This is a genomic window from Chryseobacterium sp. B21-037, from assembly GCF_028570785.1.
GTDB lineage: Bacteria > Bacteroidota > Bacteroidia > Flavobacteriales > Weeksellaceae > Chryseobacterium > Chryseobacterium proteolyticum.
Window position 1 is genome coordinate 3,119,507 of sequence record NZ_JALGCB010000001.1, and the last position, 18,794, is coordinate 3,138,300.

Here is an 18,794-nt window from a genome sequence, read left to right on the forward strand (position 1 = left end):
ATGCGAATAGATAGGGAAATAGAATTTTATAGATAAAAAGTAAAATCATACATTTACTGTTCAAAAATATATATGAAAAAGAAATTACTCTTACCTGGCATCATTCTCTCATTAATAATGATCAGCTGTAGTGTAAATTATAATAATTATCCAATCAGGAGAAATCCTTTTCCATCCACTTCTGCAACATCATCACGCGTAAGTACGGAACGTGAGTATAATGAATTAATGAAGACTTATAAGCCTGAAACAACTGAAGTATTAAATGACCTGTTAAATGACTCATCAGGGAGTACACAAACCTCTTTTTCTGTAGAGAATAAATCTCCTTGTAATATGGTCCTTACAATAAGCGGAAACAATTACTACAGAAAAATACCGATTGGAGCAAACAAAATAGGATACGTAATGCTTCCCAAAAATCAAAGTTATAAGCTTTCCGGGATGGTCTGCAACTCTGTATATCAATCGACAAAATTTATTACAAACTCCTACTCTATCACTTTATCCAACTAAAGTTTTTATATCATAAAAAAAGGCCACTAATTGTATTAGTGGCCTTTTATATAATAAAGAAAATCTTTAATTATTCTGCATCGAAATCAGCATCTGTATCAGCAGATACTTTTTCTCCTTCTTCTTTAGATTTTTCTTTGTCAGCTTTTCTCTGAGATTGACCTTCTCTGATAGAATCAGAAACAACATTTAAGATCATATCGATAGACTTAGAAGCATCATCATTTCCAGGAATAACGAAATCTACTTTTCTAGGATCAGAGTTGGTATCTACGATACCGAAAACTGGAATACCTAATTTTTTAGCTTCAGTTACAGCGATGTGCTCTCTTAAGATATCAACAACAAATATTGCAGAAGGAAGACGAACCATGTCAGAGATAGAACCTAAGTTCTTCTCAAGGTTAGCTCTTTGTCTGTCTACCTGAAGTCTCTCTTTTTTAGATAAAGTTTCGAACGTTCCATCTTTTTTCATTTTATCGATAGAGTTCATTTTCTTAACAGCCTTTCTGATTGTAACAAAGTTTGTTAACATTCCTCCTGGCCATCTTTCTGTAATATAAGGCATATTAAGTTCTGAAGCGTGCTTAGCAACAACTTCTTTTGCTTGCTTCTTAGTAGCTACAAAAAGAACTTTTTTACCTGCAGAAGTAAGTTTTTCTAAAGCGCTACAAGCTTCATCCAACTTTACTGCTGTTTTATGTAAGTCTACAATGTGAATACCATTTTTCTCCATAAAAATGTATGGAGCCATATTTGGATTCCACTTTCTAGTCATGTGACCGAAGTGTACACCAGCCTCTAAAAGGTCTTTTACATTTGCTTTTGCCATGTTTTCTGTTTTTGTTAGTTTACTTTCCGTCTTTTAAACAATCAACAACTTCTTTAGATGGGAGAAGCGTTTGGATGCTAAACGTAACGGGCAATTTAAAATTTAGATTAATAGATTTCAGATATAAGATACCAGATAAGAAAAAGTCTGAAATCTGATGTCTCCAATCTGATGTCTGAAAAAAATTAACGTTTTGAGAATTGGAATCTCTTTCTTGCTTTTTTCTGACCTGGCTTCTTTCTTTCCACCATTCTTGCGTCTCTTGTAAGTAAACCAGCTGGCTTTAATGCTAATCTGAACTCAGCGTTGATTTCGCATAAAGCTCTTGAAATACCTAATCTGATAGCTTCTGCTTGTCCTGTATTTCCACCACCGAAAACATTTACGGTAACGTCGTACTGACCAACAGTTTCAGAAAGGATAAATGGTTGATTTAACTTGTAAACCATTACGTCTGTAGAGAAATAATCTTTAGCATCTTTACCGTTTACTGTAATGTTACCAGTACCTGGCTTTACGTAAACTCTTGCCACAGAAGTCTTTCTTCTACCAATTTTATGAACTGTAGACATATTAATTATTTAAATTCGTTAATATTAATTGTTTTAGGCTGTTGAGCTTCATGCTTGTGCTCAGTTCCTTCATATAAGTAAAGGTTTTTGAACAAAGCAGAACCTAATCTGTTTTTAGGTAACATACCTTTTACAGACTTTTCTAATACTTTCAAAGAATCTTTCTTTTGAAGTTCAGCCGCAGTCATAGATTTTTGACCTCCTGGATATCCTGTATGCCAGATGTAAGTCTTATCTTCCCACTTGTTTCCGGAAAGCGTAATTTTCCCAGCATTCAAAACAATAACGTTATCACCACAATCTACGTGAGGTGTAAAGTTTGTTTTGTGCTTACCTCTCAAAATCTTTGCAACCTGAGAAGCTAGTCTTCCCAACGGTTGTCCTTCAGCGTCTACCACAACCCATTCTTTATTAGCAGTAGCTTTGTTCGCTGAAACAGTTTTGTAACTTAATGTATTCACACGTTTTAGTTAAAGATTAAACATAATTTTCCCTCTAAGGGTGTGCAAAGATACAAATTAAATTTGTAATGGAAAAACATATTTGATTTAATATGCAGGTTATGGGTTTAGCTTAAACGATTCGACAGATTTCATCTATGGAAAATATTCTTGGCACAGATATTGCAAAATCATATTCGATGAAAAAAAAGTTTTAGAAGATTCTAAAAACACAGGTGATAAAGTAAAGAGTTTAGTCACTAAACTCTTACTTTATTAACTTTTATTCAAAGATACCCCATTATTATTATCAATTAACTATCCGTGAAATTATATTTTACATTAATTTGATGTAAAAAATTATTTTTCACTCTCGAAATAATTATATTTGCCGCAAAGCCTTAATAGTCATGAGTCACGGAAAAATAAGAGAAGAAAAAAACTGCCTCAACTGCGGACACCTTGTAGAAGAGAGATTCTGCCCACACTGTGGACAGGAAAATACAGAACCGAGACAACCCTTCTATTTTCTTTTCACCCATTTCATTGAAGATTTTACTCATTATGATGGACAATTTTGGAAAACGATAAAGTACCTGCTATTCCAGCCGGGAAAATTAACCAAAGAATATCTATCCGGAAAAAGACAAATTTACGTGGCCCCTGTAAAGCTTTACATATTTGTGAGTTTTATAACTTTTTTCGTCCCTACCCTTTTCCCCCAGCCAGAAAATACAGATGATGAAGCAACTGAAAAACATTCCATACAAAAAGAAAAAGAGCAGAAAAAAGAACTGACTGCAAAAATAATTGATAGTGTAAAATCCGGAATGCTTGCAGAAGGGTATAATAAAAATGACAGCATTGTACATAAAAGCATATCCAAAATAAAAAAAATTGAGGATCTTATTGACAAAAAAGAAGTGCTAAGTTCTGAAAAAGACCAATTTGCAATATTAGGAGCGACATCAATGAAACAATATGATTCGCTAAGCAAAAAAGGAGGAGGGAATTATAAATCTTTAAGACCTTTTGCTAAAAAAATATTCCATTTACAGGACAGAGGTTTGAAAAGAAAAGAAATAATAGGCCGTTTTGTAGATACATTCATCCACTCTTTCCCAAAAGCCCTTTTTCTTTACTTACCTATATTCGCATTCTTTCTATGGGTATTTCACAATAAGAAAAAATGGTGGTATTTTGATCATGGAATATTTACCCTTCATTACTTTTCTTTTCTCTTATTAACTACCCTGATCTTCATTCTCACCAACCATCTTACAGCAATACTGCCCAACTATACCCCTATCAAAATTATTTTTGGATTATTCTATTGTGCTTTATTCTTTTATACCTCAGCCTATTTCTTTATTGCCCACCACAGGCTTTATGAAAACAGCAAGAGGAAAAGCATATTAAAAGGTTCATTGCTATTTATCATCAACTGTATCGGATTACTCTTTATGCTAATGATATTAAGCTACATCAGTTTTATAACGATGCATTAATTACGTAAAGACTTACTGCCTCTAAAACTCGCAATTAAATAATAAGCAACAAATACAGTAGAAAATTTAAGAATAGAAGGAATCGCAAGTTTCAAATCAAAAAGAACAGATCCCACCAACACCAAAACAGCCATTGCCGCGAAAGACAATCCCAACTTTTGAGGCAGTGAAAAATTAGGCGTATCTAAATAATAAGCCAATCCCCACGCAAAACCAAAAGCAACAGCATAATATAGGTCTAGCCCGATATTCTGACTGCTTAAGAAGAAATAGTTAATAAGAAAACTGATCACAGTTCCTATCGCAAAATAAATCGAAGCTTTCTGCATATAATAATATATGATGCAAAAGTAATTAATTTACCTATTATTTCCGTGCAGAATGCAAAGGAAATGGAGAACCTCAATTTCGGCAAAAACACCTAAACACTTGAATTAAAGGAATATAAAGTTCAATATTATGTTCTGTATTATTGTTATATTTGGAAATTCAGAAATTTTCTAGATTTTTTATGGAAACCCAAAAATATACCCCTAAAAACAAAGTTAGAATTGTAACAGCAGCGTCATTATTTGACGGACATGATGCGGCAATTAATATTATGCGTCGTGTTATTCAGGGAACCGGCTGCGAAGTCATTCACCTTGGACATGACAAATCAGCTGAAGAAGTTGTAAATACTGCCATCCAAGAAGATGCAAATGCTATAGCTTTAACCTCTTATCAGGGAGGACACAATGAATATTTTAAATATATTTATGACCTTCTGAGAGAAAAAAATTCGCCACAAATCAAAATCTTCGGAGGAGGAGGAGGAGTAATCCTGCCGGAAGAAATCCAAGATCTTATGTCTTACGGAATCGACAGAATTTATTCCCCGGATGATGGAAGAGAGCTTGGCCTTCAGGGAATGATTGATGATCTGGTTAACAGATCAGATTTTGCCACAGGAAAAGATGTAACAGCACAGGATCTGGACTCTATCAATTTCGAAAATTCAACCAGCATTGCTAAAATTATCTCTGCTGTTGAAAACTTCTCTGATGAAAAACCGGAGCTTGTTAAAGCTATCGATGAAAAAGCAAAAGATCTAAATATTCCCATTATTGGTATTACAGGTACCGGTGGTGCCGGTAAGTCCTCATTGACTGACGAATTGGTAAGACGTTTTCTGCGTTCCAATACAGATAAGAAAATAGCGATTATATCTATTGACCCATCTAAAAAGAAAACAGGAGGAGCATTACTTGGAGACAGAATCCGTATGAATGCGATCAATGATCCCAGAGTTTATATGCGGTCCATGGCAACCAGAGAAAACAATGTATCCGTTTCTCCATTTATTCATTCCGCTTTGAATGTTTTAAAACTTGCCCACCCGGATGTTATTATCCTTGAAACTTCCGGTATCGGACAATCAGGCTCTGAAGTTTCAGACTTTGCAGATGTTTCCATGTATGTAATGACTCCTGAATACGGAGCATCTACACAGCTGGAAAAGATAGACATGCTTGATTATGCAGATCTTGTAGCTCTAAACAAATCGGATAAACGTGGCGCATTGGATGCTTTACAGGCCGTGAGAAAACAGTTCCAGAGAAACCATCTTTTATGGGAGAGCCCATTGGATGACATGCCGGTATATGCTACAAAGGCTTCACAGTTTAACGATCACGGTACTACAGAACTATACAACAGATTAATTTCTAAAGTTAACGACAAATTTTCGGGGCTAAACCTCAATACTTTCGTTGAGCAGGAAATCACAGATGAAGTGACCATAATTCCACCTAAAAGAGTTCGTTATTTATCAGAGATCGTGGAAAACAATAAGCAGTATGATGTAAACATTGAAAAGCAGGCTGAGCTTGCCAGAAAAATGTATCATATTGATGGTGTGAAAAAAATTATCTCTAACGAAACTTTAGATGCCGAATACCAAAAGGCAGAAAAGGACCTCCAGCAGGAGAATATTGATTTCCTTAAAAACTGGGATGATACCAAAAAAGCATTTCATCAGGAATTCTATTCTTATTTTGTTCGTGGAAAAGAAATTAAGGTAGAAACCTCAACAGAATCCCTGTCTCATCTGAAGATCCCTAAAATTGCATTACCAAAATATAATGACTGGGGAGATCTTATTTTATGGAAAGGTAAAGAGAATCTTCCGGGAAGCTTCCCTTTCACTGCCGGAATTTATCCCTTCAAAAGAACCGGAGAGGATCCTACAAGGATGTTTGCGGGAGAAGGTGGCCCGGAAAGAACGAACAGAAGATTCCATTACGTTTCTGCGGAAATGCCTGCTAAGCGTTTATCTACAGCTTTTGATTCAGTAACATTATATGGCCAGGATCCTGCCTTACCCCCAGATATCTATGGTAAAATCGGAAACGCAGGAGTTTCTATTGCGACACTGGATGATGCTAAAAAATTGTATTCCGGCTTCGACCTTATTAATGCAATGACTTCGGTTTCTATGACCATCAACGGACCTGCTCCTATGTTGCTTGCCTTTTTTATGAATGCAGCGATAGACCAGAATGTTGAAAAATATATTGCGGAGCATAAACTTGAAGATAAAGTAGAAGCTGTCCTTAAAGCCAAGTTCGATGACAAAGGATTGCAAAGGCCCCATTATAATGGAGAGCTTCCTCCTTCCAACAATGGATTAGGACTAAAATTACTGGGAATTACCGGAGATGAAATTATTCCTAAAGAAGAATATGAAAAAATTAAAGCTCATACGATTGCCACTGTAAGAGGTACTGTACAGGCCGATATATTAAAAGAAGATCAGGCACAAAATACCTGTATCTTCTCTACGGAATTTGCTTTGAGATTAATGGGCGACGTTCAGGAGTACTTTATAAAAGAAAAAGTAAGAAACTTCTATTCTGTTTCCATTTCCGGGTATCATATTGCTGAAGCCGGGGCGAATCCAGTTTCCCAGTTAGCATTTACATTAGCTAATGGTTTCACATATGTAGAATATTATTTAAGCCGAGGAATGGACATCAATGATTTTGCTCCTAACCTTTCATTCTTCTTTTCAAATGGTATTGATCCCGAATATTCAGTGATCGGGCGTGTTGCAAGGAGAATCTGGGCAAAAGCCATGAAAATAAAATATGGAGCAGATGAAAGAAGTCAGATGCTGAAGTATCACATTCAGACTTCCGGACGTTCACTGCATGCGCAGGAAATTGATTTCAATGACATCAGAACAACTCTTCAGGCTTTATATGCCATTTATGACAACTGTAATTCACTTCATACGAATGCTTACGATGAGGCCATTACAACTCCTACAGAGCAATCCGTTAGAAGAGCAATGGCTATCCAGCTGATCATTAATAAAGAGCTTGGTCTGGCGAAAAATGAAAATCCGCTTCAGGGTTCATTCATCATTGAAGAATTAACGGATCTGGTTGAAGAAGCCGTGTATGCAGAATTCGACCGGATTACAGAAAGAGGAGGTGTACTTGGGGCGATGGAAACCATGTATCAACGTTCAAAAATCCAGGAAGAATCCATGCATTACGAATGGCTGAAGCATACCGGAGAATATCCTATAATCGGAGTAAATACATTCCTGGGTAAAGATGGCTCACCAACTGTTCGTCCGGGAGAAGTTATTCGATCTACTGAAGAAGAAAAGCAGGTTCAGATTGAAACACTTCACAATTTCCAACAAGCCAATCTTGATAAATCTGAGGCAGCTTTAAAAGAATTACAATATGCAGCTATTAATCAGCAAAACCTCTTTGCTGTTATGATGGATGCTGTAAAATATTGCTCTCTTGGACAAATTACTAATGCTTTATTTGAAGTAGGAGGTAAATACAGACGTAATATGTAATCAATATTATATTATGAATAAAAAACCGCAGGATTTCTGCGGTTTTTTATTTGAATTGTATCTGATAAGACTTCTATTTTTTATTGAAATCTCCGGCGAAAACAGAGATAATATTATTCTCAGAAAGATATTTTTTCAAAGCAGCATTCACTTCGGATAATTTCAGGTTCTGAATTTTTGTATTTTGTTCATCAAATTTATCCAATGAAACTCCAAAAAGAAGCTGAGTATTTACAAGGTTAACCAATGTTCCATCAGAGCCTAAACTGGTTTTCCTTTCATTAGCATAACTTTTTTTATTGGAATCAAGTTCTTCCTGCGTAAAACCTGAAGCTAATGCTTTGTTAATTTCCTCTTTAATAGCAGCTTCTACAGCATTTCTTTTTGTAGGATTTAAAAAAGCATAATAATTCCATGAAGCAACATCATTTGAAACAGGAACATCCAGATATGAACCAACTCCATATGAAATCCCTTCTTTTTCACGCAACCTCATTGGTAATCTTGCAGAAAGGAATCCTCCACTTCCTAAAATTTCATTTGCCATCACTAAAGCCGGGTAATCAGGATGATCCTGCGACATCTTGAAGCTTGAAGTTCCAAGGGCAACTGCATTTTCTTTATCTGGAGTTATGATATTTTTATCTTGTTTTTTAGTTTCAAAGAATGTTGGTTTTACCTCTACAAATTTTGATTTAGCAGTAAATTTTCCAAATGTTTTCTCTAATTCAGAAGAAGCAATTTTTGGATCAATATTCCCGATTACAGTACCTACGCCATTGGATGCTCCCATAATATTCTGATAGAAATCAACAATCTGGGCTTTAGTTACTTTTTTATTTTCATCAATTTGCTCCTGTAGGGAAGCTACATAGAAGATACTCGTTTTAGGGTATGGGGATGCCAGTCTCTGTAACTCATTACCTGCAATAGCTTGAGGATCCTTTAATTGTCCTTCCAACTGAGTATTTACTTCAGTAATAGTTTTAGCAATTTCGTTTTCCGGGAAAGTAGAATTTGTCAGTATATCCTGTACGATGGCCATTACTTTTGAATAATACTGTTTGTAAGTATTCACTCCAATGATTAAATTCTGGTCATATACGTAAGCATACACAGAAGATTTCATTTGATCTAATTCATCTTTTATTTGCTCTTTTGTTCTGGTTTTGGTTCCCGATTTCAATAAAGAAGCAGTAATATTTCCAATAGCTTCTTTGCCTTGTAGGTCTTTTTCATTTCCGATTCTTAAACGGAAATTCGCTTGAATTTTTTCTCCTTTAAGCTCTTTATTGATAAGCCCATACTTCATCCCATTAGACAACTTTCCTTCAGTAAGGTTTTTCTTAATATTTGCAATCGAAGCTTCGAAAGGGGCTGGTTCTTTCTCCAAAGCTCTTCCTTTGTAATCTTTTACCAGATCTGCAATCTGGTTATCCCTGAATTCTGTAGGGAATACCCTTTCTTCATTAGGAGAAGGCCGGAAAACACCCATCGTACGGTTGTTGTTTTTAAAATATTTTTGAGCAACCTTGCTGATATCTTCCAGTTTTAGATTTTCTACATGATCACGGTACAGAAAATTTAATTTATAGTTTCCTGCTCCGATAATTTCGGTAAGATTAATTGCAAAATTAATGGTATTATTTTTCTGGTTTTCGATGTCTTTAATCAGTTTCGCTTTCGCTCTTTTAAGATCATCCTGAGTAAATTGAATGGAAGAGATTTTATCAAGTTCTGCCCTTACGAGTTTGGTGGTTTCGTCTAAGTTCTTATCTTTTGGAACATCAAAATTAAAATACACCATCCCCGGATCTCTTAAAACAGGGCTGAATGTCCAGACTCCGGAAACCTTCTGAGTTTCTACCAGAGTTTTATACAAATATCCGGAAGGATTTGAGGTAAGGATCTCATAAAGTGCAGATAAGGCAGCATAATCTTTATCTGCATAGGCAGAAGTATGATAACCTGCAGCTATAATCTGCTGATCATTATTTCTCTTGATTTCAAAATACTTTTCTCCGTTCTGAGCTGGCTCTACGGTATAAGTTCCTCCTAATTCACGTGAAGGTTTTTTAATTACTGAAAAATAATCAGAAATATATTTCAATGCGCTTTTCTCATCAAATTTTCCTGCAACAATAAGAGTTGCATTATCCGGTTGGTAATATTTCTCATAGAATTTTCTTAAGGTCGGAGCTTTTACACGCTCAATATCTTCCTTACTGCCAATTGTACTGTTCCCGTAATTGTGCCAAACGTATCCATTAGAAAATACATTTTGCATCATCACTCTTGTAGGATTATTCTCTCCAATTTCGAATTCGTTTCTAACCACTGAAAACTCTTTATCCAGATCACTCTGTAAAATCGTAGCATTGATCATTCTGTCCGCTTCCATCTGTAAAGACCATTTCAGGTTTTCTTCATTGGATGGGAAAATTTCATAATAATTTGTTCTATCATACCAGGTTGTCCCATTAGCCTGCCCACCTTTATCAGAAAGCTGCTTTTTAATATCTCCAAGGTTTTTGGTACTCTTGAACAACATATGCTCAAGCAAATGTGCCATTCCTTTTTCACCATATCCTTCATCTTTTGATCCTACATTATACACAATATTCACAACCATATTGCTTTGGGAAGGATCAGGAATCAAAAGAACTTTCATCCCATTATTAAGAGTATACTCTTTAATACCTTCCGTATTGCCAATAAATTTAGGAGTCTCGGTACTCTGTGAAAAGACAGGATTAATAGTTCCTGTAAAAAATAGGACAGCTGTCCCCAGTAGTAAGTTTTTCATAGTATTTAATAAATTTCGTTCTTAAATTTAATAAGTTTTTCTCATCATTGATTGAAATATTTATACGAATAAAAAATCTATTAAATCTCAGGCAGATTCTTTATTTTCGCAAATAAAACATCATCATTATATTCATTGTCATGAAAATATACATCAACAAAATCAGCATTCTTTCAATGCTATTGTTCTCTATCTTTCTATTTTCTCAAAAACGCACAGAAGATTTCTCAATCAGTTTTCCTGATCAAAAACTGGAGAAAAGCTATTATAAAACCATTAAGCTTATTGACATAAGGACAGATACCACTTCACTGGGGATTGTACAGAAAGGAGCATTCAACGCAAAGGCTAAGGTTGTTCCCGTAGTAAGCCTTGCCAATCAGTTTCAAAATCTTTTGAACCATATTAATGGAAGCAATGTAGAAGATGGCACCATCGTTATGTATCTTAAACAATTATACTTTGCAGAAGTAACAGGAGCGTTCAGTGAACATGGATATTGCTATTTTCAGGCATTTTTATTTGCAAAAAATGATGATGGAACCTACTCCTATCTTGACAAAATCGACTCTGTTATTGATCATTCCTCAATGGACGTTACCAAAGCAACGATGAAAAAAGGGAGTGAGATGGTGAGTAATTTTATCAGCAAAAATATTTCAAAAAAAGCAACCGCAACAGATCATTATACTCTGGAAGATGTAAAGAATTTTGATGCGATTGAAAAGCAAAAACTGAGTCTGTACAGCTCTGATCAACTCAGGGAAGGTTTATATAAAGATTATAATTCGTTTAAAAATCAGGAACCTGAAAAACAAATTGCCAATGCCAAATTTTATGGCAAATCTCCAAAGATCATTAAGGTATACGAAACTATTGATACAAAAGAAAAGGAGATCAAAAAAAATGACTATTATGCATTGGTATATCAAGGATCTCCTTATATCTATGTCCCGATGGAAAATGCTTTCTCAAAAGCTGAAAAGAAGGATGGTGATTTCTATTTTACCGGTAAAGTAAAAGGAAGCGCAAAAATGGGAGATGTGGTCACAGCGTCTATATTTTTTGGGATTGTCGGAGGCTTAATTGCTTCCAGTTCATCTTCTGCTTACCCATTTGAACTAAAGATTGACTACCTTAATGGTGCATTTATTCCGATTAAAGAAATCCAAAAATAGGCATCTGAAATAGTAATACATGAAACCCAAAGCCTTATTCAACTGGAGTAGCGGAAAAGATTCTGCCCTTGGATTATATAAAACCTTTAAAGAGGAAAAATTAGATATAATTGGTCTTCTTACCAGTATCAATCAGGAATATCAGCGGATTTCCATGCATGGGGTCCATGTTTCTCTATTGGAAGAACAAGCTTCAAGCATAGGACTTCCTTTAATTAAAATGGAACTTCCTAAAGAACCATCTATGGAACAATACCGCGACATCATGAACAAAACGATGACCGGTATAAAGTCCCGTGGAGTCACCCATTCCATATTTGGAGATATTTTTCTCGAAGATCTGCGAAAATACAGGGAAGACCAATTGAAATCCATCGGGATGGAAGCTGTTTTTCCACTTTGGAAAAAAGATACGAAAAAACTTATTCATGAATTTCTTGATCTGGGTTTTAAAACGATCGTAACCTGCGTCAATGAAACCTATTTAGATAAAAGTTTTGCAGGGAGGATTATTGATGAAAATTTCATCTCGGACTTACCTGAAAATGTAGACCCTTGCGGAGAAAATGGCGAGTTCCATACTTTTACTTTTGATGGTCCCATTTTTAAAACATCAATTCAGTTTGAAATTGGTGATATTGTAAAAAAAACCTATCCAAAACCAAATGCAGAGGATCATGAAAATGGTGATGAATATGTCTTTTGGTTTTGTGATCTGATCAAAAATAAAACGCTGTAGAACGATTGGTTCTACAGCGTTATTTTTTAGTTCAATGTCTTTGATATCTCCTTCATGAGATCAAAAACCATACTTATATCATTTTCATTGGTTCTCCAATTTACAAATGCAGCTCTGATCCCTTTATGCTGATTATAAAAAGTAGGCGTCATAAATACTTTTCCTGTACTATTTAATTTTTCTAAGAATTCATTAACCTTATCCTGATCAGCTTCATTTTTCAAAGTGAAACACACCGTATTCAGACGGACAGGTGCCAGAAGTTTAAAATCCGAACTGCTATCTATAAAATGACCAAGCTGTTTGGCCCATCTTATATTATTCTCAACTATTTCCTGATACCCTTGTTTTCCATAGGCCATTATTGAAAACCAGGCAGGTAAGGCTTTTAACCTTCTTGAGTTTTCAGGAAGGAAATTCAGATAACTGAAGTTTTCCAATGGATCCCCGAGATATGGAGCATTGGAATTCTGGAATGTCTCTACCTGTAATAACCTGTACTGATCTTTTACGAAAAACACTGCACTTTCGTAAGGAACGTTTAACCATTTATGGCAATCCACAGTAATACTGTCAGCCTGCTCCCAGCCTTCCAAAAGATGTTTGGTTTCATCTGAGCAAGCGGCAAATCCTCCAAATGCAGCATCAATATGCCACCAGAAGTTATGCTTTTTTTTAAGTTCAGCTATTGCCTTAAAATCATCAAAATCTACCGTATTCACAGTTCCACCACTGGAGATCAGGATAAATGGCTCCTCTTTTAATTCAATGATACGATTTTCTAGATCATCTATATTCATCGCTTCCCTATTCCCTTCTATTGTTTTAATTTTCACAATATTTCCGCTTCCTATCCCTAAAAGTGATAGTGATTTAAGGCTTGAAGAATGGGGTGTCGCGGTAAGCACTTTTATGGGTATCGAAATGCCGTCTTTTGCAATATCTTTTCCTTTTTCTCTTCCTAACCATTGTCTTGCTACTGCAAGACAGGTAAAATTAGACATTGTTGCTCCGGTTACAAAGCCACCGAGAAAATTTTTCGGCAGCCCCAAAAGATCGAGCATTAATTGTATGGTTTCCAGCTCTATAATCGCAGAAATACCTCCCTGCCCTTTTGTTGATTGGGTATTCTGGTCATAAACAGAAGCCAGCCAGTCTCCGGCAATAGAAGCAGGAGTGGAACCTCCTGTAACAAAGCCCCAATATCTGGGACCTGATGATCCAACCATAACCGGTTCAAATCTTTCATTAAAAACTTCCAACACCTTTTTTGTTCCATATCCGGACTCTGGTACTTTGTCTTCGGAAGCATATTCCTTTGAATCAACGGATGTTTTTCTATCGGGTAAAGCATCCAGATAAGCCAGCCCCTGCTTTTTTATAGTTTCTAATAAGTTGCCGATTTCCGACAAATCATTTTCAAGATGTTTTTCCATTTTTGAATTAATAATCTATTCAAAAATATTACTTTCTGTAATAATTTAGTTTATATAATTTACAGGTCTTTCATAATTTGGCAGAGCTTTTCCCTTGATTACAATAATTTAAAAATCGGTCCCGGAGCTCTCACATCATTTTTTCTATTTATTTGGCATGGTTTGCATCCTTTTTGATGCTGTAGCTTTAAATTAAAAAACAAATGCTGAAATTTTCCCACTTATTGTTCCCATTAATCATTTTTACACTCTCATTAACCGCATGCAAGAATTCGATGGAATCTATAAAAACGGTTGACAGGAATGCAATTGTAGACTCCACCATTTCTGCCTTCGAGAAAAAACTTTTGGAAAAACAGATCGACTCTGTATTTTCACGATTTAATTTTAACGGAAGTATTGCTGTTTTCAAGGATTCTACCCAATTATATAAAAAAGAAAGCGGGCTCTCTAACTTTGAAAATAAAACAAAAATCAACGACAGTACTATTTTTGCCATCGGCTCTGTAAGTAAGCAATTTACGGCAGTTCTTGTTTTACTTGAAATGGAACAAAACAAGCTGAATATCGAAGATAAGGTTTCCAGATACCTCAAGGAATTTCAAACAAAAGAATACGAAAATATTACAATCCGTCAGCTTCTGAACCATACCTCCGGATTAAATACGCTGGGAGGTAAGCTTTTATTCAAAAGTGGATCGGGTTTTTTCTATTCCAATGATGGCTTTAATGCATTGGGAAAAATCGTTGAAAAAGTATCGGGAAACTCTTATGACAAAAACGTCCAGGAATTGTTTAAAAAGGCAGGAATGAAAAATTCTTCAACAGGAGATGTTTTTGAGGGAAAGAATTTCGCAAGTGCTTATATTGGAAATAAGAAGAATGCGGAAAGGGTTCCTAATATGCCGCGCAGATTGGGAGGAAAAGAAATTGGGATCCCTGCAGGTGGAATTCTTTCTACCATAGATGATTTACGCCGCTGGAATAACGCTCTATATGGTGGTAAAGTTTTGAAACCGGAAACCCTTCAGAAATTCATCTCTAAAAGTTCCGAAAGACATCATGATATTTTAGGAAAAATGGGTTACGGATATGGTATAATGCTCAATATAGGCGAACCGACAGCCTATTTCCACAGTGGCTATGTTATGGGTTCTCCTTCCCTAAACATTTATTACCCATACACTAAAACTTCAGTCATTATATTGTCTAATATTGCTGATGAGGCAAAGGGCAAAGCTTCAGTTTTCAGACCGCATATTGAGGTAAAAAAAATCACAGATGCTATTGAAAACACGGTTATCGACTTAAGACAACAAATGATAAGAACAAGTAATAATAAAAATGAATTGTAATGAAAAAATTATATTTCATTGCTATTTATCCTCCTCAACGGATCATTGATGAAATAAAACTCTTCAAAGAAGACTTTGCTTACCATTATCAAAATTCAAAAGCGGTTAAAAATGATGCTCATATCACCTTGTTACCTCCATTTTCAAGAGAGACAGAGCTTGAGAATGATATTATTGAAGCGTTTGAAAGAATAGATACTTCCCTATCTCCATTCGAAATCGTTCTCAATGGCTTTGGAAGTTTTCCGAATCCAAAAAATCCGGTGATCTTTGTACATCCTGAATACAATCCGGGTCTTATAGATATTTACCATCGTGTAAAAAAACAGTTTAGCTTTGGCAAAGGCTCCTTCAACCCTCATATGACCGTTGGATACAGAGATTTGAGCTTTGAAAATTACCTGAAAGCCTGGAAGGTGTATCAAAACAAACCTTACAAAAATAAATTTACCGTTGATAAAATTCTGCTTCTGAGATATGACGGAAAATGGGTACCCATCAGAGAAAAGAAACTACAATAAAAAATCGGCCACTGGGCCGATTCATAATTTTATGTATATTTTCGTTTACTTTTATTCTTTTACAATTTTTTGTGAAATGATCAGACCTTCATCTTCACTTACAGCTAAAGTATAGATTCCAGAAGGAATAGTACTGATATTAACAAAGATTGTAGAAGCATTTTTTATTTCAAATTTGACAGGAATCAATTTACCCGATCCATCATACAATGCTACTTTTACATTTTTTGAAAAGTCCTGGTTACCTTTGATGTAGAATTCATTCTCTGCCGGATTCGGATAGATTCCGAATCTTCTTTCTTCTGCTTTAATTTCAGACATCCTTAACGTTGAGGTCTTATTCAGTTTCCAGGTTACCGTGGCAAAATGAACCGTATTGTGACTGTTAACTTTTATTAAAGGACTGTTGTCGGTAACAGAGAAAATAAGGGTATTAAGACCGCTATTCAGTTGTGACGGAGAAACTGTTAAGGTATTACTCGTTGAAGAAAGAGCCGTTCCATTGAGAGTCCAGGAATTGACCAATGTATTAGGGATTGGCAAAACTTCATTTACAGTAAATGTTACGGCGGCATTACCATTCACATTGCTGCTGTTGGCTGGTGTATAAGAGTCAATCGGTGATACTAATGAATGTATTCTCTCAATAATGGCCTCTTTACAAACGGAACAAAACTGTCTGTCTAGATATCTCATTTCACAATTTTGATGTGGACGGTACCATGAAGGGCTTTCGGTATAAGGATACACTCCCACACTGTTTAATCCTAACCAGTTTTTCCATTTGATGGTTGATGTATTGGAGTTTTGTGTCTTGTTAGGTGATTCCCCTGTTCCTGCAAACCAATATTCATCCGCAAGCTTTCCAAAGGAATGCCCAAGTTCATGTACTACAATCTCATTTGAAGAGCCATTTAGCGACGCAAATGCATAAGCACCTCCGCATCCGCCATACTCTGTAGAGTTACCCAGAACGTACGTAATATCATAATCAGGAACATTAGCTGCGAGAACCTGCGCTACTTTATTTGTACTATTGCTGTAAATACAGCGGTGTACACCAAAGTCAAATGAAGAGCCCAGGTAATTATTGGGATTGGAAACAGGAATAACCGGCTCTGTAACATCCGTTGCTGTTCCAGGATGTTTTACACCTGTTTCTGTTGACACTACTTTTACAGCATACGCATTAAAATAATTTTTATATTCTGTATATGGGCTTTTCGTAAAGAGATAGTTAATCGTAGACTGTGCAGAATTCACAAAATTAGTTTGCTGAGCAGAAGTAAATCCATCACCCAATACTGCGATATTGATCCGGTTAGAGTTTGAACCGTTATTAAGCAGAGATACTGTCTGAAAGGTTTGTGAAAAGCACAATGAACTTACTAATAGGAGAAATAAAGTTTTTTTCATGGCTATAGTTTTTGGTTAAATAATAATTGATTTCCTGCATGGGTAACTTTTTCCACTTTCACGATCTGGATTTCTCCGGAATGAGGATAGCGCACACTGAATTCAGCATTATCCGAGGAAACTTTGTGTCTTCCGATTCCGTCTTTATCAAAACTTTCCAGATTCTGATTCAGAGGATCTTCCACCAGCTGTTTCACAATTTCTTTTCCGCTGGCATCAGTAAGTGATATAATAAAATCACCAAGACCTGCTGAATTTCTGTCAAAAGAAGGGATGGATTTCAACTTTCCTTCAGTAATTTTCTTTGATTCGAGGGTAATTTTTTCAGGACCGGATTTCGTTTTTTCTACCTTAAAAAACAGGTACACAATTTGATTTTTGTCTTGTTGACAATTAACATTCTCAGATGATCCCCCATATCTTAAGTCTTTCACTGTCAGAAAGCTATACAGCACAAAAGTCGGAAGAATTAAAAAGGTTAGTAAATTTTTCATAATCATTTTTTGATGAAGTTAAGAAGATTTCACCAAAATAAGATTTATTTTTACTGTTTTTTTTCTAAGGGAAAAAATTCAGAAAGTCATATCTTTGACGAAATGATTGCAGAAAAGATAATTTTAGGTATTGACCCGGGAACTGCCATAATGGGCTTTGGGATTATTTCCATTAAAAAAGGTCAGATGGAAATGGTTTCCATCCACGAGCTTATTTTGAAAAAATATCCCAACCATGAAACAAAGCTAAAATACATCTTTGATAAAACCTTAGCCTTAATTGATGAGTATCATCCGGACGAGGTTGCCCTGGAAGCTCCATTTTATGGAAAAAATGTTCAGAGTATGCTAAAACTTGGACGTGCACAAGGGGTAGCAATGGCAGCGAGCCTTCATCGAAATATTCCGATTACCGAATACTCACCTAAGAAAATAAAAATGGCTATTACAGGAAATGGGAATGCCAGCAAAGAACAGGTAGCAGGGATGCTTCAAAACCTTCTGAAGCTAAAAGAATTTCCAACAAAATATCTGGATGCTTCTGATGGTCTTGCCGTAGCTGTTTGTCATCATTTTAATTCAGGAACAATTGCTGATACAAAATCTTATTCCGGATGGGAAAGTTTTTTAAAGCAGAATCCTGACCGTTTAAAATAAGCGTTACTGTCTTTCATAAATATCTTCTATAGCAGTAACCTTTCCATAGATGATATCATTATAAAGAATGGAAAATCTGTTTTTCGAAATGATTCTAAATTGTTTATTTTCTTTTAGATCTGCATCCATATATGAGAATGAATTTTTATTAATCGTCACTAAATTTCTTGCTGACGAACTTATTATCTCACAGTTTTTTCCATTTGCATACTTTTTAATAAAAAAAATATTTCCATTTTCTTTTTCGAATAATAAAGTGGTCTTCTTTGTACATTCGTGAAGTGGATACATTTTACTTATCTCTCCATCTTTATAGGTTTCTTCAACTAATTTCCATTTTCCGATAAAGTAATATTGATCACTCTCCGGACTCTTTCTTTTTACTGCGGGAGATTGTGATTGACAACTTAGCATAAAACTACAGCATAATAAGAAAATTAATCTTTTCATTGTTTAGCATCTTTT

At 35.5% G+C, this 18,794-nt stretch carries 17 protein-coding genes; 8 read left to right on the forward strand and 9 right to left on the reverse strand.

Annotated elements, in window-relative coordinates:
• Positions 1-72: 72 nt before the first annotated feature.
• The gene (locus MTQ00_RS13845) at positions 73-516 is read left to right on the forward strand and encodes a DUF6759 domain-containing protein (protein ID WP_172280896.1); all 444 of its coding nucleotides are present in this window, start codon (positions 73-75) and stop codon (positions 514-516) included.
• 70 nt (positions 517-586) lie between these two features.
• Here the strand turns inward: MTQ00_RS13845 and rpsB are convergent, their stop codons facing one another.
• The 3 genes from rpsB to rplM form a co-directional block, all read right to left on the reverse strand.
• Positions 587-1,348, reverse strand: coding sequence for a 30S ribosomal protein S2 (gene rpsB / locus MTQ00_RS13850; RefSeq protein WP_172280898.1), 762 nt, complete (start codon positions 1,346-1,348; stop codon positions 587-589).
• Positions 1,349-1,533: 185 nt separating this feature from the next.
• The gene (gene rpsI, locus MTQ00_RS13855) at positions 1,534-1,920 is read right to left on the reverse strand and encodes a 30S ribosomal protein S9 (RefSeq protein WP_172280899.1); all 387 of its coding nucleotides are present in this window, start codon (positions 1,918-1,920) and stop codon (positions 1,534-1,536) included.
• A 5-nt stretch (positions 1,921-1,925) separates the two neighbouring features.
• Entirely contained in the window at positions 1,926-2,381 is a 456-nt protein-coding gene (gene rplM, locus MTQ00_RS13860; RefSeq protein WP_089027987.1) for a 50S ribosomal protein L13, read from the reverse strand.
• A gap of 389 nt (positions 2,382-2,770) precedes the next feature.
• On the opposite strand from rplM, the gene MTQ00_RS13865 reads away from it, so the two are divergent.
• On the forward strand, positions 2,771-3,868 hold the full coding sequence (locus tag MTQ00_RS13865; RefSeq protein ID WP_273649774.1) for a DUF3667 domain-containing protein: 1,098 nt from the start codon (positions 2,771-2,773) through the stop codon (positions 3,866-3,868).
• Here MTQ00_RS13865 and MTQ00_RS13870 read toward each other — a convergent pair.
• Positions 3,865-4,197: a hypothetical protein gene (locus MTQ00_RS13870; protein WP_172280903.1), complete on the reverse strand. Its 333-nt coding sequence runs from the start codon at positions 4,195-4,197 to the stop codon at positions 3,865-3,867. The genes MTQ00_RS13865 and MTQ00_RS13870 overlap by 4 nt on opposite strands.
• Before the next feature lie 182 nt (positions 4,198-4,379).
• Between MTQ00_RS13870 and MTQ00_RS13875 the strand changes: the two genes are divergently transcribed.
• Positions 4,380-7,727 carry a methylmalonyl-CoA mutase family protein gene (locus MTQ00_RS13875; RefSeq protein ID WP_273649775.1) on the forward strand — a complete coding sequence of 1,116 codons (3,348 nt, stop codon included), beginning with the start codon at positions 4,380-4,382 and terminating at the stop codon, positions 7,725-7,727.
• Positions 7,728-7,800: 73 nt separating this feature from the next.
• On the opposite strand, the gene MTQ00_RS13880 is transcribed toward MTQ00_RS13875, so the two are convergent.
• Positions 7,801-10,533 carry a M16 family metallopeptidase gene (locus MTQ00_RS13880; protein ID WP_273649777.1) on the reverse strand — a complete coding sequence of 911 codons (2,733 nt, stop codon included), beginning with the start codon at positions 10,531-10,533 and terminating at the stop codon, positions 7,801-7,803.
• A gap of 140 nt (positions 10,534-10,673) precedes the next feature.
• Here MTQ00_RS13880 and MTQ00_RS13885 point away from each other — a divergent pair, with 140 nt between their 5' ends.
• Positions 10,674-11,711 (forward strand): hypothetical protein, encoded by a 1,038-nt coding sequence (locus tag MTQ00_RS13885; protein WP_273649779.1) that lies wholly within the window; start codon positions 10,674-10,676, stop codon positions 11,709-11,711.
• 19 nt (positions 11,712-11,730) lie between these two features.
• Positions 11,731-12,450 carry a diphthine--ammonia ligase gene (locus MTQ00_RS13890; protein WP_273649781.1) on the forward strand — a complete coding sequence of 240 codons (720 nt, stop codon included), beginning with the start codon at positions 11,731-11,733 and terminating at the stop codon, positions 12,448-12,450.
• Between the two features lie 26 nt (positions 12,451-12,476).
• On the opposite strand, the gene MTQ00_RS13895 is transcribed toward MTQ00_RS13890, so the two are convergent.
• On the reverse strand, positions 12,477-13,886 hold the full coding sequence (locus MTQ00_RS13895; protein WP_273649783.1) for a pyridoxal phosphate-dependent decarboxylase family protein: 1,410 nt from the start codon (positions 13,884-13,886) through the stop codon (positions 12,477-12,479).
• 275 nt (positions 13,887-14,161) lie between these two features.
• On the opposite strand from MTQ00_RS13895, the gene MTQ00_RS13900 reads away from it, so the two are divergent.
• Complete coding sequence (locus MTQ00_RS13900; RefSeq protein ID WP_273649784.1) at positions 14,162-15,241, forward strand: serine hydrolase domain-containing protein; 1,080 nt, start codon at positions 14,162-14,164, stop codon at positions 15,239-15,241.
• Positions 15,241-15,762 (forward strand): 2'-5' RNA ligase family protein, encoded by a 522-nt coding sequence (locus MTQ00_RS13905; protein ID WP_273649786.1) that lies wholly within the window; start codon positions 15,241-15,243, stop codon positions 15,760-15,762. Before MTQ00_RS13900 ends, MTQ00_RS13905 begins: the two co-directional genes overlap by 1 nt.
• A 51-nt stretch (positions 15,763-15,813) precedes the next feature.
• Here the strand turns inward: MTQ00_RS13905 and MTQ00_RS13910 are convergent, their stop codons facing one another.
• Positions 15,814-17,178, reverse strand: coding sequence for a T9SS type A sorting domain-containing protein (locus MTQ00_RS13910; RefSeq protein ID WP_273649788.1), 1,365 nt, complete (start codon positions 17,176-17,178; stop codon positions 15,814-15,816).
• Between the two features lie 2 nt (positions 17,179-17,180).
• On the reverse strand, positions 17,181-17,672 hold the full coding sequence (locus MTQ00_RS13915; protein WP_273649789.1) for a hypothetical protein: 492 nt from the start codon (positions 17,670-17,672) through the stop codon (positions 17,181-17,183).
• 102 nt (positions 17,673-17,774) lie between these two features.
• Between MTQ00_RS13915 and ruvC the strand changes: the two genes are divergently transcribed.
• Positions 17,775-18,329 carry a crossover junction endodeoxyribonuclease RuvC gene (ruvC, locus tag MTQ00_RS13920; protein WP_172280920.1) on the forward strand — a complete coding sequence of 185 codons (555 nt, stop codon included), beginning with the start codon at positions 17,775-17,777 and terminating at the stop codon, positions 18,327-18,329.
• 3 nt (positions 18,330-18,332) lie between these two features.
• Here the strand turns inward: ruvC and MTQ00_RS13925 are convergent, their stop codons facing one another.
• Positions 18,333-18,779 carry a lipocalin family protein gene (locus tag MTQ00_RS13925; RefSeq protein ID WP_273649790.1) on the reverse strand — a complete coding sequence of 149 codons (447 nt, stop codon included), beginning with the start codon at positions 18,777-18,779 and terminating at the stop codon, positions 18,333-18,335.
• Positions 18,780-18,794 lie beyond the last annotated feature (15 nt).

Coding starts and splice junctions, on each gene's coding strand:
- MTQ00_RS13845 (WP_172280896.1), top strand. CDS start 73: ATGAAAAAGAAATTACTCTTACCTGGCATCATTCTCTCATTAATAATG.
- rpsB (WP_172280898.1), bottom strand. CDS start 1,348: ATGGCAAAAGCAAATGTAAAAGACCTTTTAGAGGCTGGTGTACACTTC.
- rpsI (WP_172280899.1), bottom strand. CDS start 1,920: ATGTCTACAGTTCATAAAATTGGTAGAAGAAAGACTTCTGTGGCAAGA.
- MTQ00_RS13865 (WP_273649774.1), top strand. CDS start 2,771: ATGAGTCACGGAAAAATAAGAGAAGAAAAAAACTGCCTCAACTGCGGA.
- MTQ00_RS13870 (WP_172280903.1), bottom strand. CDS start 4,197: ATGCAGAAAGCTTCGATTTATTTTGCGATAGGAACTGTGATCAGTTTT.
- MTQ00_RS13875 (WP_273649775.1), top strand. CDS start 4,380: ATGGAAACCCAAAAATATACCCCTAAAAACAAAGTTAGAATTGTAACA.
- MTQ00_RS13880 (WP_273649777.1), bottom strand. CDS start 10,533: ATGAAAAACTTACTACTGGGGACAGCTGTCCTATTTTTTACAGGAACT.
- MTQ00_RS13885 (WP_273649779.1), top strand. CDS start 10,674: ATGAAAATATACATCAACAAAATCAGCATTCTTTCAATGCTATTGTTC.
- MTQ00_RS13890 (WP_273649781.1), top strand. CDS start 11,731: ATGAAACCCAAAGCCTTATTCAACTGGAGTAGCGGAAAAGATTCTGCC.
- MTQ00_RS13895 (WP_273649783.1), bottom strand. CDS start 13,886: ATGGAAAAACATCTTGAAAATGATTTGTCGGAAATCGGCAACTTATTA.
- MTQ00_RS13900 (WP_273649784.1), top strand. CDS start 14,162: ATGGAATCTATAAAAACGGTTGACAGGAATGCAATTGTAGACTCCACC.
- MTQ00_RS13905 (WP_273649786.1), top strand. CDS start 15,241: ATGAAAAAATTATATTTCATTGCTATTTATCCTCCTCAACGGATCATT.
- MTQ00_RS13910 (WP_273649788.1), bottom strand. CDS start 17,178: ATGAAAAAAACTTTATTTCTCCTATTAGTAAGTTCATTGTGCTTTTCA.
- MTQ00_RS13915 (WP_273649789.1), bottom strand. CDS start 17,672: ATGAAAAATTTACTAACCTTTTTAATTCTTCCGACTTTTGTGCTGTAT.
- ruvC (WP_172280920.1), top strand. CDS start 17,775: ATGATTGCAGAAAAGATAATTTTAGGTATTGACCCGGGAACTGCCATA.
- MTQ00_RS13925 (WP_273649790.1), bottom strand. CDS start 18,779: ATGAAAAGATTAATTTTCTTATTATGCTGTAGTTTTATGCTAAGTTGT.